The organism is Undibacterium sp. SXout7W (assembly GCF_049339385.1).
Taxonomy (GTDB): domain Bacteria; phylum Pseudomonadota; class Gammaproteobacteria; order Burkholderiales; family Burkholderiaceae_D; genus Undibacterium.
Window position 1 is genome coordinate 20307 of record NZ_JBMPPF010000005.1, and the last position, 17050, is coordinate 37356.

Annotated in this window: 14 protein-coding genes; 7 read left to right on the plus strand and 7 right to left on the minus strand. The window is 48.8% G+C overall.

Features of this window, described 5'->3' with window-relative positions; genetic code table 11:
- Positions 1 to 10: 10 nt before the first annotated feature.
- The 5 genes from kdpB (at position 11) to ACO0LB_RS06625 (ending at position 7356) form a co-directional block, all read left to right on the plus strand.
- Entirely contained in the window at positions 11 to 2191 is a 2181-nt protein-coding gene (gene kdpB, locus ACO0LB_RS06605) for a potassium-transporting ATPase subunit KdpB (protein WP_423047718.1), read from the plus strand.
- A gap of 20 nt (positions 2192 to 2211) precedes the next feature.
- Complete coding sequence (kdpC, locus tag ACO0LB_RS06610) at positions 2212 to 2799, plus strand: potassium-transporting ATPase subunit KdpC (RefSeq protein ID WP_423047720.1); 588 nt, start codon at positions 2212 to 2214, stop codon at positions 2797 to 2799.
- A 110-nt stretch (positions 2800 to 2909) separates the two neighbouring features.
- Positions 2910 to 5693 carry a two-component system sensor histidine kinase KdpD gene (gene kdpD, locus ACO0LB_RS06615; RefSeq protein WP_423047722.1) on the plus strand — a complete coding sequence of 928 codons (2784 nt, stop codon included), beginning with the start codon at positions 2910 to 2912 and terminating at the stop codon, positions 5691 to 5693.
- Positions 5694 to 5731: 38 nt separating this feature from the next.
- Entirely contained in the window at positions 5732 to 6439 is a 708-nt protein-coding gene (gene kdpE, locus ACO0LB_RS06620; RefSeq protein ID WP_423048062.1) for a two-component system response regulator KdpE, read from the plus strand.
- A gap of 170 nt (positions 6440 to 6609) precedes the next feature.
- The gene (locus ACO0LB_RS06625) at positions 6610 to 7356 is read left to right on the plus strand and encodes a TorF family putative porin (protein WP_423047724.1); all 747 of its coding nucleotides are present in this window, start codon (positions 6610 to 6612) and stop codon (positions 7354 to 7356) included.
- Positions 7357 to 7582: 226 nt separating this feature from the next.
- Here the strand turns inward: ACO0LB_RS06625 and ACO0LB_RS06630 are convergent, their stop codons facing one another.
- Both ACO0LB_RS06630 and ACO0LB_RS06635 read right to left on the minus strand, forming a co-directional pair.
- Positions 7583 to 8743, minus strand: a complete 1161-nt coding sequence (locus ACO0LB_RS06630) for a chromate transporter (RefSeq protein WP_423048064.1) — start codon at positions 8741 to 8743, stop codon at positions 7583 to 7585.
- Positions 8744 to 8826: 83 nt separating this feature from the next.
- Positions 8827 to 9777, minus strand: coding sequence for a chromate resistance protein ChrB domain-containing protein (locus tag ACO0LB_RS06635; protein ID WP_423047726.1), 951 nt, complete (start codon positions 9775 to 9777; stop codon positions 8827 to 8829).
- Positions 9778 to 10185: 408 nt separating this feature from the next.
- Here ACO0LB_RS06635 and ACO0LB_RS06640 point away from each other — a divergent pair, with 408 nt between their 5' ends.
- Together ACO0LB_RS06640 and ACO0LB_RS06645 are read left to right on the plus strand one after the other, a co-directional pair.
- A complete protein-coding gene (locus tag ACO0LB_RS06640; RefSeq protein ID WP_423047728.1) occupies positions 10186 to 10536 on the plus strand; it encodes a copper resistance CopC family protein in 351 nt (116 codons plus the stop codon).
- A 164-nt stretch (positions 10537 to 10700) separates the two neighbouring features.
- Positions 10701 to 11576 carry a CopD family protein gene (locus ACO0LB_RS06645; protein WP_423047730.1) on the plus strand — a complete coding sequence of 292 codons (876 nt, stop codon included), beginning with the start codon at positions 10701 to 10703 and terminating at the stop codon, positions 11574 to 11576.
- On the opposite strand, the gene ACO0LB_RS06650 is transcribed toward ACO0LB_RS06645, so the two are convergent.
- The 5 genes from ACO0LB_RS06650 to ACO0LB_RS06670 all read right to left on the minus strand — a co-directional run bounded on the left by ACO0LB_RS06650 (position 11479) and on the right by ACO0LB_RS06670 (position 16952).
- The gene (locus tag ACO0LB_RS06650) at positions 11479 to 13104 is read right to left on the minus strand and encodes a methyl-accepting chemotaxis protein (RefSeq protein ID WP_423047732.1); all 1626 of its coding nucleotides are present in this window, start codon (positions 13102 to 13104) and stop codon (positions 11479 to 11481) included. The genes ACO0LB_RS06645 and ACO0LB_RS06650 overlap by 98 nt on opposite strands.
- A gap of 401 nt (positions 13105 to 13505) precedes the next feature.
- Positions 13506 to 14306 carry a phosphonate ABC transporter, permease protein PhnE gene (phnE, locus tag ACO0LB_RS06655; protein ID WP_423047734.1) on the minus strand — a complete coding sequence of 267 codons (801 nt, stop codon included), beginning with the start codon at positions 14304 to 14306 and terminating at the stop codon, positions 13506 to 13508.
- Complete coding sequence (locus ACO0LB_RS06660) at positions 14306 to 15148, minus strand: PhnE/PtxC family ABC transporter permease (protein WP_423047736.1); 843 nt, start codon at positions 15146 to 15148, stop codon at positions 14306 to 14308. Before ACO0LB_RS06660 ends, phnE begins: the two co-directional genes overlap by 1 nt.
- A gap of 26 nt (positions 15149 to 15174) precedes the next feature.
- A complete protein-coding gene (locus ACO0LB_RS06665) occupies positions 15175 to 15999 on the minus strand; it encodes a phosphonate ABC transporter ATP-binding protein (protein WP_423047738.1) in 825 nt (274 codons plus the stop codon).
- Between the two features lie 80 nt (positions 16000 to 16079).
- Positions 16080 to 16952 carry a putative selenate ABC transporter substrate-binding protein gene (locus tag ACO0LB_RS06670; protein ID WP_423048065.1) on the minus strand — a complete coding sequence of 291 codons (873 nt, stop codon included), beginning with the start codon at positions 16950 to 16952 and terminating at the stop codon, positions 16080 to 16082.
- Positions 16953 to 17050 lie beyond the last annotated feature (98 nt).

Consider the following 17050-nt stretch of genomic DNA (forward strand, 5'->3'; position numbering starts at 1 on the left):
GGGAAATCTGATGTCCAGTACCAATGTCAAAAGAAGTTCTGATAACAAAGCCGGTTCCGCGGATCACAGCAACGATCGCACCAGCATAGGGACTGACTATGCAGTACAAACCGGCGGCAAGCCTCGTCTTCCGCTCTTTGATGCGAGTCTGATAGGCCCGGCAATTGCCGACTCTTTCAGAAAACTCAGCCCACGTACACAGTTGCGCAGCCCGGTCATGTTTGTCGTCTATGTGGGCAGTGTGATGACGAGTCTGTTATTTTTGCAATCCCTGTTTGGTCAGGGGGAAGCCAGTTCCGGATTCATTCTGGCCATTTCCGTATGGCTATGGTTCACTGTCCTGTTCGCCAATTTTGCTGAGTCGCTGGCAGAGGGGCGCAGCAAAGCACAGGCAGCCTCATTGCGGGCGCTGAAGCAAACGGTCATGGCCAAAAAGCTGGCCATTCCTAAACATGGCACCACCTGGCTGCCAGCGGCGGTGGAAGATCTGCGTAAAGACAATGTCTTTTTAGTCGAAGCCAACGATGTTATTCCGGTCGATGGCGAAGTGATAGAGGGTGTTGCCACCGTTGACGAGAGCGCAATCACAGGCGAGTCTGCCCCAGTGATACGTGAATCTGGTGGCGATTTTTCTGCCGTAACGGGCGGTACCCGGGTGTTATCCGACTGGCTGGTGGTGCGTGTGACGTCGAATCCGGGCGAGGGCTTTATCGATCGTATGATCGCCATGGTCGAAGGCGCTAAACGTCAGAAAACACCAAACGAGGTTGCGCTGACTATTTTACTGATTGCCTTAACCATTATTTTCCTGGTGGTGACGGTAAGCCTGCTGCCGTTCTCATTGTTCAGTGTCGATGCGGCCAAAGCGCTGGGAATGACCTCACAGCCCATTTCTATCACGGTACTCATTGCGCTGTTAGTGTGCCTGATCCCAACAACCATCGGTGGCTTGTTGTCAGCCATTGGTGTGGCGGGCATGAGTCGCATGATGCAGGCAAATGTGATCGCTACCTCAGGTCGTGCGGTTGAAGCAGCCGGGGACGTGGATATTCTGTTACTCGACAAAACTGGCACGATTACTTTAGGCAATCGTCAGGCGTCTGAGTTTTTCCCTGCACCCGGCGTAACGCCTTCCGAACTTGCAGACACAGCGCAACTCGCATCGCTGGCCGACGAAACACCGGAAGGACGCAGTATCGTGGTGCTGGCAAAGCAACGCTTTAATTTGCGTGAAAGGGAAATGTCTTCACTCCACGCACAGTTTGTTCAGTTCACTGCGCAAAGCCGTATGAGTGGCGTTGATATCGGCGAACGCATCGTACGCAAGGGTGCTGCTGACGCAGTCAGAAAATTTGTCGAGGCGATGGGACGTTCCTTTCCGCTGGAAGTCGCGAAAACCGTCGATGACATTTCCCGTCGCGGCAGTACGCCGCTGGTTGTGGTGGACGATGGCCGGGTGATGGGAACGATAGAGCTGAAAGACATCGTCAAGGGTGGCATCAAGGAACGCTTTGCCGAGTTGCGTCGTATGGGAATTAAAACCATCATGATTACCGGCGACAATAAGCTGACGGCAGCAGCGATTGCGGCAGAGGCGGGTGTCGATGATTTTCTGGCAGAAGCGACGCCGGAAGATAAGCTCAAACTGATACGCAGTTATCAGTCCGACGGTCGCCTTGTGGCCATGACTGGTGATGGAACTAATGATGCGCCCGCATTGGCACAGGCGGATGTGGCGGTGGCAATGAATTCCGGTACGCAGGCCGCCAAAGAGGCGGGAAACATGGTGGACCTGGATTCGAATCCGACCAAGTTGCTGGAGATCGTGGAAATCGGTAAACAGATGCTGATGACGCGTGGCTCCCTGACGACTTTTTCTATCGCCAACGATATCGCTAAATATTTTGCGATTATTCCGGCCGCATTTGTAGCGACTTATCCGGAATTAAAAGCGCTGGACATCATGCATCTGACCAGCCCGTCATCTGCCATCATGTCTGCGGTGATATTTAATGCCCTGATCATCGTGTTTCTGATTCCGCTGGCGCTCAAAGGCGTGAAATACCGTGCGATCGGTGCATCGCTGTTATTGCGTCGCAATCTGTTGATTTATGGCCTTGGCGGCATTCTCTTGCCATTTGCCGGTATCAAACTGATCGATGTGATTCTGACCGCATTGCAATTGGCTTAACGTAGAAATCGAGAATATTTATGAACTCATTCACTAACACCCTGCGTCCTGCATTCATGCTTTTTTGCAGCCTGTCAATTCTGGTTGGCGTGCTCTATCCAGTTGCACTGACCGGCGTCGGTAAGATCGCTTTTGCAGATAAAGCGGAAGGTAGTCTGATCCGGAAAGAGGGGAAAATTGTTGGCTCCTCTCTGATAGGACAAGCTTTCAGCTCGCCACAGTATTTTTGGGGGCGTCCTTCCGCTACTGGCCCTATGCCAAACAACCCTCTTGCTTCCAGCGGTAGCAATTTTGGTCCGAGCAATCAGGCTCAGACGGATGCCGTCAAAGCACGTATCGATGCCCTGAAAGTAGCAGATCCTGCAAACACGGCCAAAATACCGGTCGATCTGGTAACGGCCTCTGCTAGTGGGCTGGATCCTGACATCAGCCTTGCTGCAGCGTATTATCAGGCGTCTCGTGTGGCGCATGCGCGTCAGATAGGAACAGACCAGGTGCGTAACCTGATTGATGAACTTGCCGAACATCCGGTGATCGGTTTATTTGGCGAAGCACGGGTCAATGTTCTGGCGTTAAACCTGGCGCTGGATCAGAAGAAAAATAAATAGTGCAACATGTTGCAGAAATTTGATGTGATACGGAAGTGCGCGAATGCTGCGCTTCCGTCAATTCTGTCACTCAGCTGCTTTGACTGATTTTCAAGAGAAATACAATAACGATGGCCATCAATAGCGATCAGCGTCCTAACCCCGATACCTTGCTGGCACATGTGCAGGCGCAGGAGCGCCGTGCTGCGCGTGGTAAGTTGCGCATCTACTTCGGCGCGTCTGCCGGTGTTGGTAAAACCTATGCAATGCTGACCGCCGCGCGGAAACTGATAGCGGATGGTCGTCAGGTATTAGTCGGCGTGATAGAAACCCACGGCAGGGAAGAAACCGCTGCATTGCTTCATGGTCTGGATGTCTTACCGCTCCGGAATATTCCTTATCGCGACAAAGTGCTGTCCGAGTTTGACATCGACGCTGCGCTTGAGCGACATCCGCCACTGATACTGATGGATGAGCTGGCACACTCGAATGCATCCGGTTCCCGCCATCCTAAACGTTGGCAAGATGTCGAAGAATTGCTGGATGCTGGCATCGATGTCTACACGACCCTGAATGTCCAGCATTTAGAAAGTCTGAATGATGTGGTCGGCAGTATTACCGGTATACGGGTGGCAGAAACCGTGCCGGACACCGTGTTTGATGAAGCCGATGAAGTGGTGCTGGTCGATATTCCTGCCGATGAACTGTTAGCCAGGCTGAAATCAGGGCGGGTATATCAGATACCGCAGGCAGAGCGCGCTGCGAAGAATTTTTTTCGCAAAGGAAATCTGATCGCGTTGCGTGAGCTGGCCTTGCGCCGCACTGCCGACAGGGTAGAGGACGACGTCCGCGCCTATAAAATTGAAAAATCGATCAACACGGTCTGGAAAACGGATGCCGCATTGCTTGCTTGTGTTGGATCTGGGCGTGGCGCAGATCATCTGATCCGTAGTGTGGCCAGACTGGCGGGGCAGATGAATGCAGTCTGGCATGCCATTTATATCGAAACACCAGCATTGCAAAAGTTACCGGCAGCGCAGCGTGAACGCATTTTAAAAAGTCTGAAGCTGGCGCAGGATCTGGGTGCCAACACTGCGGTGTTATTCAGTAATGACATTGCGCAGGCAATTGTTGATTATGCGAACGGACAGAATTTTTCACGTGTCGTGATGGGGCGGCAGTCACGCCTGTCACGTCGGTTACCGTGGACGACGTCGTATGCGAGGACAGTCGCTGCATTAGCGCCGCATATTGATCTGATAGAAATTGGTCGCGCTGCATCAGATCATGAGGATTCGCTGTCAGAGATGGCGGCGGAATCTGTTGCGATGCACTCACCGGATAAACGCATTCCGGCTGCCAATCGATACAACCGAAACCAGATACGGAGTTATCTGCTGGCCGCGCTGGCAAGTATAGCGACAGCGCTGGTGGCGACGCCATTGCTCGACATTTTTAATCTGGTCAATATTGCGATGTTGTTTTTATTGACGGTCGTGCTGGTCGCTGTGCGTTTTGGCCGGGGGCCATCTGTGCTGGCAACGGTGGTGGGCGTATTGGCATTCGATTTCTTTTTTGTGCCACCGCGTTTTTCATTTGCCGTTAGTGATCTGCAATTCGCCATGACGTTTGTCGTGATGTTAGTGGTGGGGCTGATTACCGGACATCTCACTGCGGGTTTGCGGTATCAGGCGAAAGTCGCTTCACGCAGAGAATCCCGCTCCCGCGCCTTATACGAATTTGCCCGTGATTTATCTGGCGTTTTACAGGGCGAGCAGATCTCTGATAAAACCCAGGCCATCATACAGCGTGCGTTCCGGGCGAACGCGACACTCTTGTTACCTGACGATGAAGGCCGATTACAGCCGCCGTCACCTGAAGTTCCCGGTCTGGATATGGGGATAGCGCAATGGGCTTTTGATAAAGCCGAAACCGCAGGTATCGGCACCGACACTCTGCCTGCCAGCAATTTCTTTTATCTGCCATTGGTGGCACCTATGCGTACACGCGGATTATTAGCGATACAACCTGATAATCGTCGCTGGATACTGATACCCGAACAAAGGCAGCAGCTGGATACATTTGCTGCGCTGGCGGCGATTGCGCTGGAGCGTCTGCATTACATTGAGGTGGCACAGAATGCGCTGGTGCACATGGAGTCCGAGCGTTTACGTAATTCCTTGCTGGCCGCGCTGTCACATGATTTACGTACGCCGCTGACCTCGCTGGTAGGAATTTCCGAATCGCTGACGATGTCAACACCGCCGCTCAGTGATCGCCAGAAAGAAATGGCGCATGCCTTACATGATGAAACCTTGCGTATGAGTGCGCTGGTCTCCAATCTGTTAGATATGGCACGCATACAGAGTGGTGAAATCAAACTGGATCTGCAATGGCAGCCACTGGAAGAGGTGATCGGCAGCTCTATCCGTATCTGCGCACCACAACTGAAAGAGCATCAGGTGCAGACTATCATGGCAGAGGATTTGCCGTTAATTCATTTTGATGCCGTGCTGATAGAACGTGTGCTTTGTAATCTGCTGGAAAATGCAGCGAAATATACACCGGCTGGTTCCCGTATTACCCTCAGTGCTGAAACCAGCGGAGCCGACATCGATATCAAGGTATTTGATAATGGGCCGGGTCTGCCACAGGGCAGAGAAGAGGCCGTGTTTGAAAAATTCACCCGTGGTGAAAGAGAATCCTCTAAACCGGGTGTGGGTCTTGGGCTGGCCATCTGTCGCGCTATCGTTGAAGCCCATAAAGGGCGTATCCACGCTGGTGTGTCGCCCGATGGCGGTGCCTGTATTATCATTTCTCTGCCATTAGGAAATCCGCCAGATATGCCGGACATGGAAATCATGAGCCTCATGAACCAAGAAGCACACACCATCGGCAGCAGCAATCCGATATGACCATTATCCGTATGAACACATCAGCATCGACGCCGCCTATGTCAGAACACAATGCCACTCTGCCCACCGCTTTGCTGGTGGAAGATGAACCGCAAATCCGCCGCTTCGTCCGCAGCTCTTTAGAAGAAGGTGGCTGGCAGGTGTTTGAGTCCGGTACTTTACAACGCGGGTTGATCGATGCCGGTACCCGCCAGCCTGATCTGATTATTCTTGATCTTGGGCTGCCTGACGGTGACGGTATCGACTTTATTAAGGACGTACGCAGATGGTCAGGCGTTCCCATTATCGTGTTGTCAGCCAGAGTGAGCGAAGCGGAAAAAATCAAAGCACTGGATGCTGGCGCCGACGACTATCTGACGAAACCATTTGGTGTCGGTGAATTGCAGGCGAGGGTGCGGGCAACTTTGCGGCGTCAGCGTCAACCCGGTAGTACACCAGATGGTGTCGTTCAGTTTGGCGACGTTAAAGTTGATGTGCAGGCGCGTATGGTCACGAAAGCAGGCATCATCGTCAAACTCACCCCGACTGAATTTCGTCTGCTGAGTGCGCTAATCAATAGTGCTGGCCGGGTCGTGACTAACCCGCAATTATTACGCGAAGTGTGGGGACCATCGCATGCAGAAAGTGGCCATTATCTGCGCATTTACATGCGCTATCTGCGACATAAATTAGAAGATGATCCGACCCAGCCACGTTATCTGCTGACCGAAACAGCGGTTGGTTACCGATTGTTATTACCTAGCTGATTTTCCATTTTTTTTTGAGTATCCGGCGCCAGAATCTGCTCGCCGGAGGGGCGTCTGCACGCCTGTAATTTAAGTTTTTATATGTTTTTCGTCACTCAGCTAATTGAATTTTGCGATGGACGACGAACATCAACCAGAACGACATTGTCGTTATCATGAAAGGAAGTGCTATGAAAAAAATACTTGTTGCAGCAATTTTCCCGACCTTATTTTCTGTGGGCTATGTCCAGGCGCAGGAAGTCAAACCTGAAATGAAGCCGGACAACGAAGTCAGTTTTAATGCTGCGCTGACTTCCGACTACCGTTATCGCGGTATTTCGCAAACACGTCTGCAAGCAGCTTTGCAAGGCGGTGCTGATTACGTTCATAATCCTAGCGGATTGTATGCGGGTGCATGGTTTTCCAGCATTAAGTGGACGAAAGATGCTGGCGGCGGCGGTAATCTTGAAGCGGATCTGTATGCTGGTCGCCGTGGTGAGATAAACAAAGACATCAGCTACGACATTGGTGTTCTGACTTATGTTTATCCTTCCAATGGATTGGCCACTGATGCGAATACCACCGAGGTTTACGGGCAACTGAGCTATGGTCCGGCATACGTGAAGTATTCACATGCCGTCACCAATTTATTCGGTATTGCTGACAGTAAAAACAGTGGCTATCTCGATCTGGGGGCTAACATCGACGTCGCGACAGGGCTGACGTTGAACATCCATGCAGGGCGTCAACAGGTGAAAAACAACAGTGCCAGCAGTTATACGGATTGGAAAATCGGTCTCACCAAAGATTTTGGTGTCTTGACAGGGGCTTTGGCGGTAGTTGGTACGAATGCCAGTGAGACAAGCTATGCGTCTCCTGCGAACGGGAAGTTTCTAGGGAGAACTGCTTTGGTGATGACAATTAGCAAAATTTTTTAATCATTCATGCCATCATCGTGACATGATAAAAATCTGTCATGTCACGTCTTTTATATACATAACCGTGACTATGAGGAGGCTACTTCTCGTTATCTGACAATGACGAATCTTATGGCGAATAATTTTTAATTGCCAAATCAACATTTAGGTTCTTACTTATATTCGCTTTCATAGCGGTCACTATATTGAAGTGACTTCTCGCCAGTGTCTATAGAGCGAGTTGTAGTTAATGCGAAAGTAGTGGAAATATCAATAGTCCACAAATAGCTGCTACTGCAACGACCATAGGCTCTTGAAGTTTTTTAAATTTCCATAACAGCACAATCGTTGTCAGTGCGATTAATGCTGTCGGCATATCGATGATGGAGCGTTTGGCGATCACAATAACGGAACCCGCAATTGCGCCAATTGCAGCAGCAGTAATGCCATCGACAAAAGCCAGTACTGCGGGGATTTTTCCGTATTTCTTGAAATACGGTGCTGGAATTACGGTGAACAGATAGCAGGGGAGAAAGGTTGCCAAAGCCGCTACCGTCGCGCCTGGTAAGCCTGCTACCAGATAGCCGATGAAGCCTACTGTAATGACAACCGGGCCTGGCGTGATCATGGCAACAGCAACTGCATCAACGAATTGTTTATCGTTCAGCCAGTGATGTACGGTGACTACGCCACCGTACAAAAAAGGAACAATCGCCAGACCTGAACCAAATACAAATGCGCCTGCCTTGGCAAAAAATACGGCAATTTGCGATAGCAGTGACAACTCAACATTGCCAAGTAATGCGAATGTCAGCGGTATTTGTGTCAAGCCAGCTGCGTTTAATTTACCTGAACGCAGCCATGCTGGTGGCGCGCGCAGGAGCCATACCAGAATACCGGCGGCAATAAATAACCAAGCTATTTCTGATTCGGTGATGACCGTCACCGCGGCCAGTATGAGATAGATTGTCCAGAGTAGTTTGTCTTTGCCTACACTTTTTTGCGTCAGTTTTTTTGTGCTCATGACGATGATACCGATTACTGCCGCCCCCACGCCATAAAACACAGATTGCATCCATGGCAATCCACCAAAATGTATATAAGCCCAACCCAGACCGACCACCATCAGAAACGAAGGCAGTACGAAGGCAATGCCGACCAGCGTCGCGCCTGTTATGCGATAGTGTACATAGCCAAGATAGATTGCTAATTGTGCAGCCAGCGGCCCCGGTGCAAGCTGTGCTAACGCTAATCCTTCTTTGTAATCTTCCTCCGTGATCCACTGACGTTCACCAACGAGATCTCTGTGCATATAGCCTACTAATGCTACGGGGCCGCCAAAACCGAGAGCGCCCAGACGCAAAAAATATATCGTCAGTTGCCATAGAGTATAGAGAGGGTGATGCATAGGCACTAAAGGATCAGCGCTGGCGGGGTGGGGAGATATCGCTGGAGTCACAGAATCGGATATAGCCGATGGATTAGGGGCAGTCACGAGATTTTTCCTTTGCTGTTTTCCTTGGTTTGAAATGTCGCCAGTAGGCCATCAAAGACGCTGTTGGCGGCTTGCACTAATTGATCATCGTCTGTGATCGTTGAGCGTAAACCTGCCAGCACGCTTTCTATTCCGGCTGATTCTGGTGTTTCGACGCCGCCTACATCAAGGTAATGTACTAAAGCGCCTAATTGTTGTAACGCCGGAGAAGTTAATCCAAAGCTCTCTAACATGACTTCTACGCTAACGTAATTTGTGGTGTGGCTGAAAGTTGCACCGTCAAAATCAAAACCCAGCACATCGGTTGGACAATCTTCCGGAGATGTTAGCCAAAGAAATTGCGCATACGGATCGATAAAGCGACGTATTAACCAGGCACAGGCAAGGCGGTCTACCCAAGGTCTGCGACGTGTGGCCCAGCGACGTCGTTGAAAATCATCAATGGATAATCGTGGAATGGTTGCCGTAGTAGCATGTGGTTCATCTGGCGTAAGAGCTCTGGCAATATTGAGTTCCAGTGTTTGTAGCGCTGCATTGGCGTGTGCCTGTGCCTCTCCGGGGAAAAAATCAATTTCTGCCAGCGTTGCAAATCCTTTGCGTAATTTGCGAGCTTGCTTCAGCGCATCATGTGCAGAGTCATGCGATAAGGCATCTTGCGCTTTGGCTATATCGGCTAATAAAGCGCTGAATTCTTGATGGCGCTTGAATAGATCGGCAAAATTCACCTCATCCGGTTGGTCTACAAGCAAAACCATTGCTGTGCCTCCGCCGGAAATCACATCTCCTGCAACCGTATCCAACGTTGCTCGGCACTGATGTAGGTCTGGCAGCAAATAAACGCCATCGCGTAAAACGACAGCACCAGAGGTTTTAAGTGCCCGCCAGGCGCGCATTCTGACCGTAGCGTTTTCGGTAGGCAGGCTGGTGATCAGTAGTATCCATTTCATTTTGAAGAGTATTTAACATATTTGTAGAAATATATACTATTTTGTATTGATGGGGCGATCTGTAATTTTCGGAACATGATTGTAAAACTCAAATAGCGCATGTCTTGCTGAGAATAGAATTTCTCAGCATTGTTTCTGGTTGTTAGCGTGGTAAATGGGGGGGAGGTATATTGAATCGAGTTTGCCTGCAAAGAAAATTTTCACGCAGTATGAATTCTGCAGTATGTTGACTGTTGACGCGTCACTGATATCAATATCCCATCAATCTCCCCGCTGACAAGTCATCGCTTTGAGTAATTTCTTTGGATGTTGCAGAGGGTGGCGATTCTTGCCAGCAAAATAGTCCACATTCAATAAGCCATATTTTAATCATATTAAAATCATATTCAGTACGAATGGAGTAATACGATGATGAAACATATCTGGATGGTAATGGTTATTTTTTGCGCGATGCATTCAGGGCAAGCAACTGCCCATGCCATGCTGGAAAATACTTCGCCAGCCAATAACGTTGTGCTTTCCACTGCGCCGAAAGCAATTCATCTGAACTTTGCGCATCCAACCAAGTTGGTGATGTTGAAATTACAGAATGGACAGGATGCCATCCCGTTAAAAGTTGAAAGTGGTCAAAGCGCGAAGAATTTCGCAGTTGTATTGCCTGCGCTGACTTCAGGGAAATACCTTGCCACATGGAGCACCTTGTCTGATGACGGACATCCGATGAAAGGAAGTATCTCCTTTACGATCACCGGAAAATAGGTTTGACTACTTCGCTCACACAATTATTGGTCACTATAGATGGATGGCAAATATGCTCCATCCTGACCAAAACTGTGACCTATGGCAGCTGCCTCACCGCGAGCGGAACTGTCTTCTTTTTAATGATATTCGCTGTTCATCTGAGCACCTCCGAAGTCCATAAGATGAGACGCTTTATTGGTTTCATGGCACTCATCGCCGCAGTGCTTTCCATCTCGCGCATTTTTTTGATGAGCGCCATGCTCAGCGACGATCTCAAGGGCCTTTGGAATGTTCAATTTCTGCAAATGGTGCTCGCTTCCAAAGAAGGATTGGCATTGATGTGGCGCTTGCCCTGTTTGCTGTTGCTGGCAGTCTGGGCGAATTCTGGTGCACGAAAACTCCATGTTGCTGTGCCACTGCTAAGCGCCATTCTGATACCCGTATCATTTGCGATGGTCGGGCATGTGAATGAAGTCGAAGGTGCGGCGAGTATGATGGCGCAATTACTCATTATGCTGCACTTACTGTCAGTGAGTTTTTGGTTAGGAAGCTTATGGCCGTTATTGCACATTGCACGTCAGCAGCACGCGGAAAAGGGCGCATTGATTGTCCATCAGTTTGGCAAGTATGCGATGTTCGTCGTCGGCATTCTGTTATTTGCCGGAATAAGTGTGTTATGGGTATTGCAGGGATTTTCTATTAATGCCTGGCAGACAGAATATGGTCAATTGATGATGCTGAAGTTGATCTTCGTATCACTACTGTTAGGACTTGCCGCTTACAACAAATATCGTCTGACGCCCCGGTTACGTCACGGTGAGCGAGAAGCTTTTGCACCATTGAGGCGGTCCATCGTGATGGAAATGATCATTGCCGGCATTATTTTACTGTTCACGGCAAGCTTTACTACATTGACCGGCCCAAGCGTTGAGCCGGCAGCTATGCAGAGGAACGATCTGGTTAAGACATGCCAATCCGTATTACCTTGCTTTGTTGTTCATGCCTGGATTGCGAGCCTGACAAAGGGGCGGGAGATGTGCCTGTCTGGTTTATTTTGAAGATACTAACAACATTGGTAAGTTTGTCAGCTTGTTCCTGCAGGCTTTGAGCGGCAGCAGCAGCTTCTTCGACCAGCGCAGCGTTGTGTTGTGTGACTTGATCAATTTGCGTGATGGCAATGTTGACTTGTTCGATACCATTACTTTGTTCGCTACTGGCAGCAGATATTTCATTCATAATGTCTGCGACTTGTTTGACTGAGGTGACAATTTGCCCCATGGTACTGCCAGTTTCATCAACTAATACACCGCCGGCGTTGACTTTGATCACAGAGTCATCAATTAACTGTTTTATCTCTTTGGCCGCACTGGCGGAGCGTTGTGCCAGATTGCGTACTTCTGAGGCGACCACCGCAAAGCCGCGTCCCTGCTCACCTGCCCGCGCTGCCTCTACTGCGGCGTTCAATGCAAGAATATTCGTCTGAAACGCAATTCCATCAATGACACCGATAATATCAACAATTTTGCGAGAGCTTTCTTTAATCGCCCCCATTGTGGACACTACCTGACTGACAACTTCACCACCTTTGCTGGCATATTGCGACGCCGATATCACCAGTTGGTTTGCTTGTCGTGCGTTGTCGGCATTTTGATTAACTGTGGAGGTCAACTCTTCCATCGACGAGGCAGTTTCCTCCAGCGAGCTTGCCTGAGACTCTGTCCGTTGAGATAAATCCATATTGCCGGTGGCAATTTCGCTGGAGGCTGTGGCAATGGTATCTGTGCTCAATCTGACTTCACCAACGATACTGATCAGACTCTGATTCATATCTGATAGCGCTGATAGCAATACACCAGTTTCATTGCGGGAATCAACGTGAATGGTTTGCCCCAGATCTCCGGCTGCGATATTGCGTGCAATGCGAACCGCATAATCAAGAGGATTGGAAATACTTTTGATGAGCCAGGTACCGATGATGATGGCGATGGCAATCGCAAATACAAGAAAACTGATTGCTGTCAGGCGAAAAGTAGCATAAAAATCTTGTGATTTATCATATTCAGATTTACCTTCTGTCAGCTGTAATTGTATTAGTTGATTCATTGTTTCGCGCATGAGCTGAAACTTTTCTTCTGCCGGGCCTAGGATCAGTTTTTTTGCTTCTTCTGAATTATTTGCGCGTAATGCTTCAACGGCTGGATTAAGTCCTTGCTCAAGGAACTGTTTGCGTTGGCTCGCAAATTTGTCTGCCAATACTTTTTCTTCCTCAGTCAGATAGGTCGCCATATATTCGTCCCAGACCTTGTTTGCTCTGACTTTGTTGGCTTCTATTTTTTCCAAAGCCTGAGGAGTTTTTTCAGGTGCGTCAATAACGGCTTTGGCAGCAATTAATTGATTTTGAAGAATCAATCTGATAACAACATCCAGTTGCCCCATCGCGACCAAACGGTCGTCATACACTGTTTTGATCGAGGCATTACTGGAGCTAAGACTGTAAAAACCAGCGAGACTAATCGCGAACACCAAAGCGCTGAGCGTTGAGAGTACGAAAATAAGCCTGGTTCTGATCGCAATATTCTTCAACATAATTTATTTTCCAGTGTGATTTGACGAAGGACTGACAAAAACATTTAATCGCATGTTATTTATTTTTCGCCGGCTTGATTAAAGTGCTTGGTATGACTAGATAACCGACCTTGCTTTGTTCAGGAAAATAAATTCATAATCTGAAGAGTGCAATCTTGATATGAAAAATGGTTTTCGCCGATACTGACCGAAAAGCACTGATTGAATTTCAAAATACTCTTTTATAGAAATAGGTCAAGTTTTACTGATGGCAACCAATACGCAATACAACATATGATGTTTTGATACATCGTTGATAAAGCGAATGAGAGGAGCAAGCACTTATCGATCACTTGTATACCTAGCATACCTAGCGAGTAGCAAGGTTATTACAAATCATTGTTGCCTAATGTCAACAATTGTTAGGACATCATTTTTTTACGTAGAGCAAAGCTGATGGCATCTACTATCGCGACCATTCCCAGCATTGCCAGAATCACAGTTGCTGCCTGGTGCATTTGAAACAGCGAGAGGTGGTATTTCAGCATTTGTCCCAGACCGCCTGCGCCGACTACGCCTAAAATAGCTGCGGCTCTGATATTGTTTTCCCAGCGATATAAACTGTACGAAAGCATTTGCGGGATGTTTTGAGGCAGAGTGGCATACAAAAAAGCAGCGATCGGATGTGTACCATTGATCCTCAGGCTGGCTTCAGGTAAAGGAGGGCAGTTTTCAAATGCATCTGCAAATAATCTGCCAAGCACGCCTGTTGTATGTACTGCGAGAGCGAGGGTGCCAGCAAAAGGTCCTAGTCCGGCGGTGATCAGCAATATCGATGCCCAGACCAGTTCAGGAATGGAGCGCAATATGTTAAGTATTCCACGAGTACAAAAATGAGCTGCTTTGCCAAGTCGTCCGCTGGCAGGTAAGGCAATTAAAATGCCAACCAGAGCGGCAATCAGTGTCCCGATCGCAGACATGGATAGCGTCTCTAATGTCGCTAAGGCCGTTTTTTTCAACAATCCAGCGTCTGTTTCAGGTGGAGAAAAACCAGATAAAAATTCTTTGGTAGTTTGAATTGCTTCCAGTTTGAAAAAATCAGACCAATGCAGAGACAGAGAGAGAAAACTCGCAGCGATCAAAAGCACCAGGCCCAGAAGCAATAATCGTGTGGACCATTGTATGCCGGGTGCAGCAGGAAGATGAGTTTGAATCGGCGCCATCAGACAAGTCTCCTGCGCAACATACCTGATACACCATCGGCAACGGCAACCAGAGCAATAAACATGATGAGCATGCTCGACAGCTCTCCACCGGCCATCATTTTGATGGATTCTTCCATGCGCTGTCCAAGCCCACCTGCGCCGACAAAACCCATGACAACGGAACCTCGGATTGCACATTCCCAGCGATATACAGTGTAGGAGGTGAGTTCAGCGGCGCATTCGGGTAATGCGCCGTAAAGTAATGCTGTCATTCGACCACAGCCATTCCGTAAAAGGCTATTGCAAGCATTATCGTCGCTTGATTCTAATATTTCTGCATAGACTTTGCCGAGCATGCCGCAGTAGCTAAGTGCGATTGCGACAACACCTGCCGTTGGCCCTAATCCTACAATTCTGACTAATAATAGTGCCCACACCAATTCCGGTACGCTGCGTAACAGTATGAGGAACCAGCGAATCAGTTGGCGGAACATCGAAGGAAGCAGAGCAACTTTTCCGGTACCTAAACGGGACAGCGAAAAATTTTCCGTGATCAGTAAGCTCATCGGAATCGCGCCCAATAGTGCTAGCGTCATACCCGCTGTTGCCATGGCAACGGTTTCCCAGCAGGCTGTCAGGGCCAACTGTAGAAATTCTATTGAATGTGCGGGAGGAAAAAAACTGATAATAAATTTAGCGCTTGCGTGCAAGCTTTGTTTGTCCAGTAGCACCCACGGTGAAAATTCGGTCATGACCAGCATGGGCCAGAGCAGTATGCAGGAAAATATCACCGCCGTTACACGACCTCGCCACGCAGGGTCATGGTCGTAGCCATGTTGGTTCAATTTCTTATGGATCATGTTAGATAGCTGTCCGAATTGATAGATCAGCAGCGTGAAATTACAGAATTGGCCTTCAGTGTGTGCGAAGGCTCTGATGGAGGCGAGGGCATTATTTGCTGTTGATTACCCATCTTATATAGCGACGCAATCATCTCATCCGTAACGTTATTGCTAGATTCATCAAATACAATGCGACCATGACATAGTCCTATTATTCTAGGGAAATACTGCCGTGCCAATTCGACCTGATGCAGGCTGCAAACAAGCACCGCCTGCCTCTGACGTGCTTCGGTTTGCAGTACATTCAGGGTTTGTATTGCTAACACAGGATCAAGCGCCGACAATGGCTCATCCATCAGAAAAGCTTCTGCGTTCGACACTAAGGCGCGTGCCATCGAGCAGCGCTGGCGTTCTCCCCCTGAGAGCCTGTCCACTCGTGCATAGAGTTTTTCTTGTAAATGAAAATGGGATAGGGCTTCATAGGCAAGCAATGGTTCTGCAGGCTTGATGAGCGAACATAAGGCTTTCCACGTACTCCATTGTGGCAGTTTGCCTGCCAGTACCGCATTAATGACACGTTGGCGAGGTGGCAGCGGTGGTGTTTGTGGTGCCAGAAATAAACGCGAACGTAATTGATGACGCTCCTTATTCTTCACCTTCCAAGGTTCTGTTTCAAACGCATGCATATTCCCCAAGGTCGGTTGAATGGCGCAAGCCAGTGTGTGCAACAAACTGGTTTTTCCTGCGCCCGATGGTCCTATCAACGCCAACTGCTCTCCTGCTTGTATGGATAGCGTGATGTCTTGTAGTGCCAGCACTTGTTGTGCTTCCGGATGTTGAACGCAAATTGCCTGGAGTTGGAATGTCATGCCTGGAAATGGAAATATCAAAGACGCCAGCTTTGCATCAGCGACGACGCAAAGCTGGCGAGTGGTGAACGGATGAAGAATTATTTCAGTAAACCGGCATTATGTGCTGCTGCTTCAATGGCTGCGTAGTTTTCTGTTTTGGTTGGAATGAATTTACTGGCGCGCTGCAATTCCAGTATTTCTTTGCCTTGCGGATCATTTTTGCTCAATGCCAGAAAAGCATCCGTAATTTTTTTACGTACCACGGGGTTCATATCTGAGCGAACGCTCCAGTTGTAATCGTAAAATCCCGGTGTGGTGTAGAACACGCGTACGTTCTGCGTATCAACCTTTCCTGCTGCAACCAGTTTCTCCCAGACAGAAATATTCAATACGCCAGCATCGACTTTGCCACCAGATACCGCAGCGACAGTGGCATCATGTGCGCCAGAAAATGCGATGCGCTTCAAATCAGTATCCGGGTTTATTTTGGCTGCCAGCAAATACGAGCGAGGCATTAAATGGCCCGATGTGGATGATTCAGAGCCGAAACTGAAATTTTTACCTTTCAGATCTTCCAGTTTATTGATCGATTTATCTGTTGTAATAAACACAGATTTAAATTTTTCGTCTTCTTCACGCTGCACCAATGGGATAACTTTGCCACCGCTGCGAACTTTTGCCTGGACAAATGTAAAGCCGCCAAACCAGACCATATCCAGTTTATTGTTGATCAGACCTTCAACAGACGCCGCATAATCTGTGACAGGAGTAAATTCTACCTTCATCCCCAGTTTTTGCTCGAGGTACGCTCCCAGTGGTTTGAATTTACGTTGCAGTTCCGTTGGCGCTTCATCGGGGATGGCAGATACACGTAATACTTGCTGCGCGTTGGCCAGATGAGTTACGCCGGCGGCCATGCTTGCGGCGATTGCTATCGTAACAGTCGTAAGCGCTGAACGAAGATTGATCATAAAAGGACGAGCCATACATACCTCATGTTGATTGGAAAATGAACAGGACTGACGCGAAAGCGCTTACTGCCCTCGTCGCGACATCTTGTCGGGACAAT

Bases quoted from the DNA above. Each gene is read 5' to 3' on its own strand.
- kdpE (WP_423048062.1), top strand. From the start codon at position 5,732: ATGTCAGAACACAATGCCACTCTGCCCACCGCTTTGCTGGTGGAAGAT.
- ACO0LB_RS06660 (WP_423047736.1), bottom strand. From the start codon at position 15,148: ATGATCCATAAGAAATTGAACCAACATGGCTACGACCATGACCCTGCG.
- ACO0LB_RS06630 (WP_423048064.1), bottom strand. From the start codon at position 8,743: ATGCATCACCCTCTCTATACTCTATGGCAACTGACGATATATTTTTTG.
- ACO0LB_RS06670 (WP_423048065.1), bottom strand. From the start codon at position 16,952: ATGATCAATCTTCGTTCAGCGCTTACGACTGTTACGATAGCAATCGCC.
- ACO0LB_RS06640 (WP_423047728.1), top strand. From the start codon at position 10,186: ATGATGAAACATATCTGGATGGTAATGGTTATTTTTTGCGCGATGCAT.
- kdpB (WP_423047718.1), top strand. From the start codon at position 11: ATGTCCAGTACCAATGTCAAAAGAAGTTCTGATAACAAAGCCGGTTCC.
- phnE (WP_423047734.1), bottom strand. From the start codon at position 14,306: ATGGCGCCGATTCAAACTCATCTTCCTGCTGCACCCGGCATACAATGG.
- ACO0LB_RS06625 (WP_423047724.1), top strand. From the start codon at position 6,610: ATGAAAAAAATACTTGTTGCAGCAATTTTCCCGACCTTATTTTCTGTG.
- ACO0LB_RS06665 (WP_423047738.1), bottom strand. From the start codon at position 15,999: ATGACATTCCAACTCCAGGCAATTTGCGTTCAACATCCGGAAGCACAA.
- ACO0LB_RS06635 (WP_423047726.1), bottom strand. From the start codon at position 9,777: ATGAAATGGATACTACTGATCACCAGCCTGCCTACCGAAAACGCTACG.
- ACO0LB_RS06650 (WP_423047732.1), bottom strand. From the start codon at position 13,104: ATGTTGAAGAATATTGCGATCAGAACCAGGCTTATTTTCGTACTCTCA.
- kdpC (WP_423047720.1), top strand. From the start codon at position 2,212: ATGAACTCATTCACTAACACCCTGCGTCCTGCATTCATGCTTTTTTGC.
- kdpD (WP_423047722.1), top strand. From the start codon at position 2,910: ATGGCCATCAATAGCGATCAGCGTCCTAACCCCGATACCTTGCTGGCA.
- ACO0LB_RS06645 (WP_423047730.1), top strand. From the start codon at position 10,701: ATGAGACGCTTTATTGGTTTCATGGCACTCATCGCCGCAGTGCTTTCC.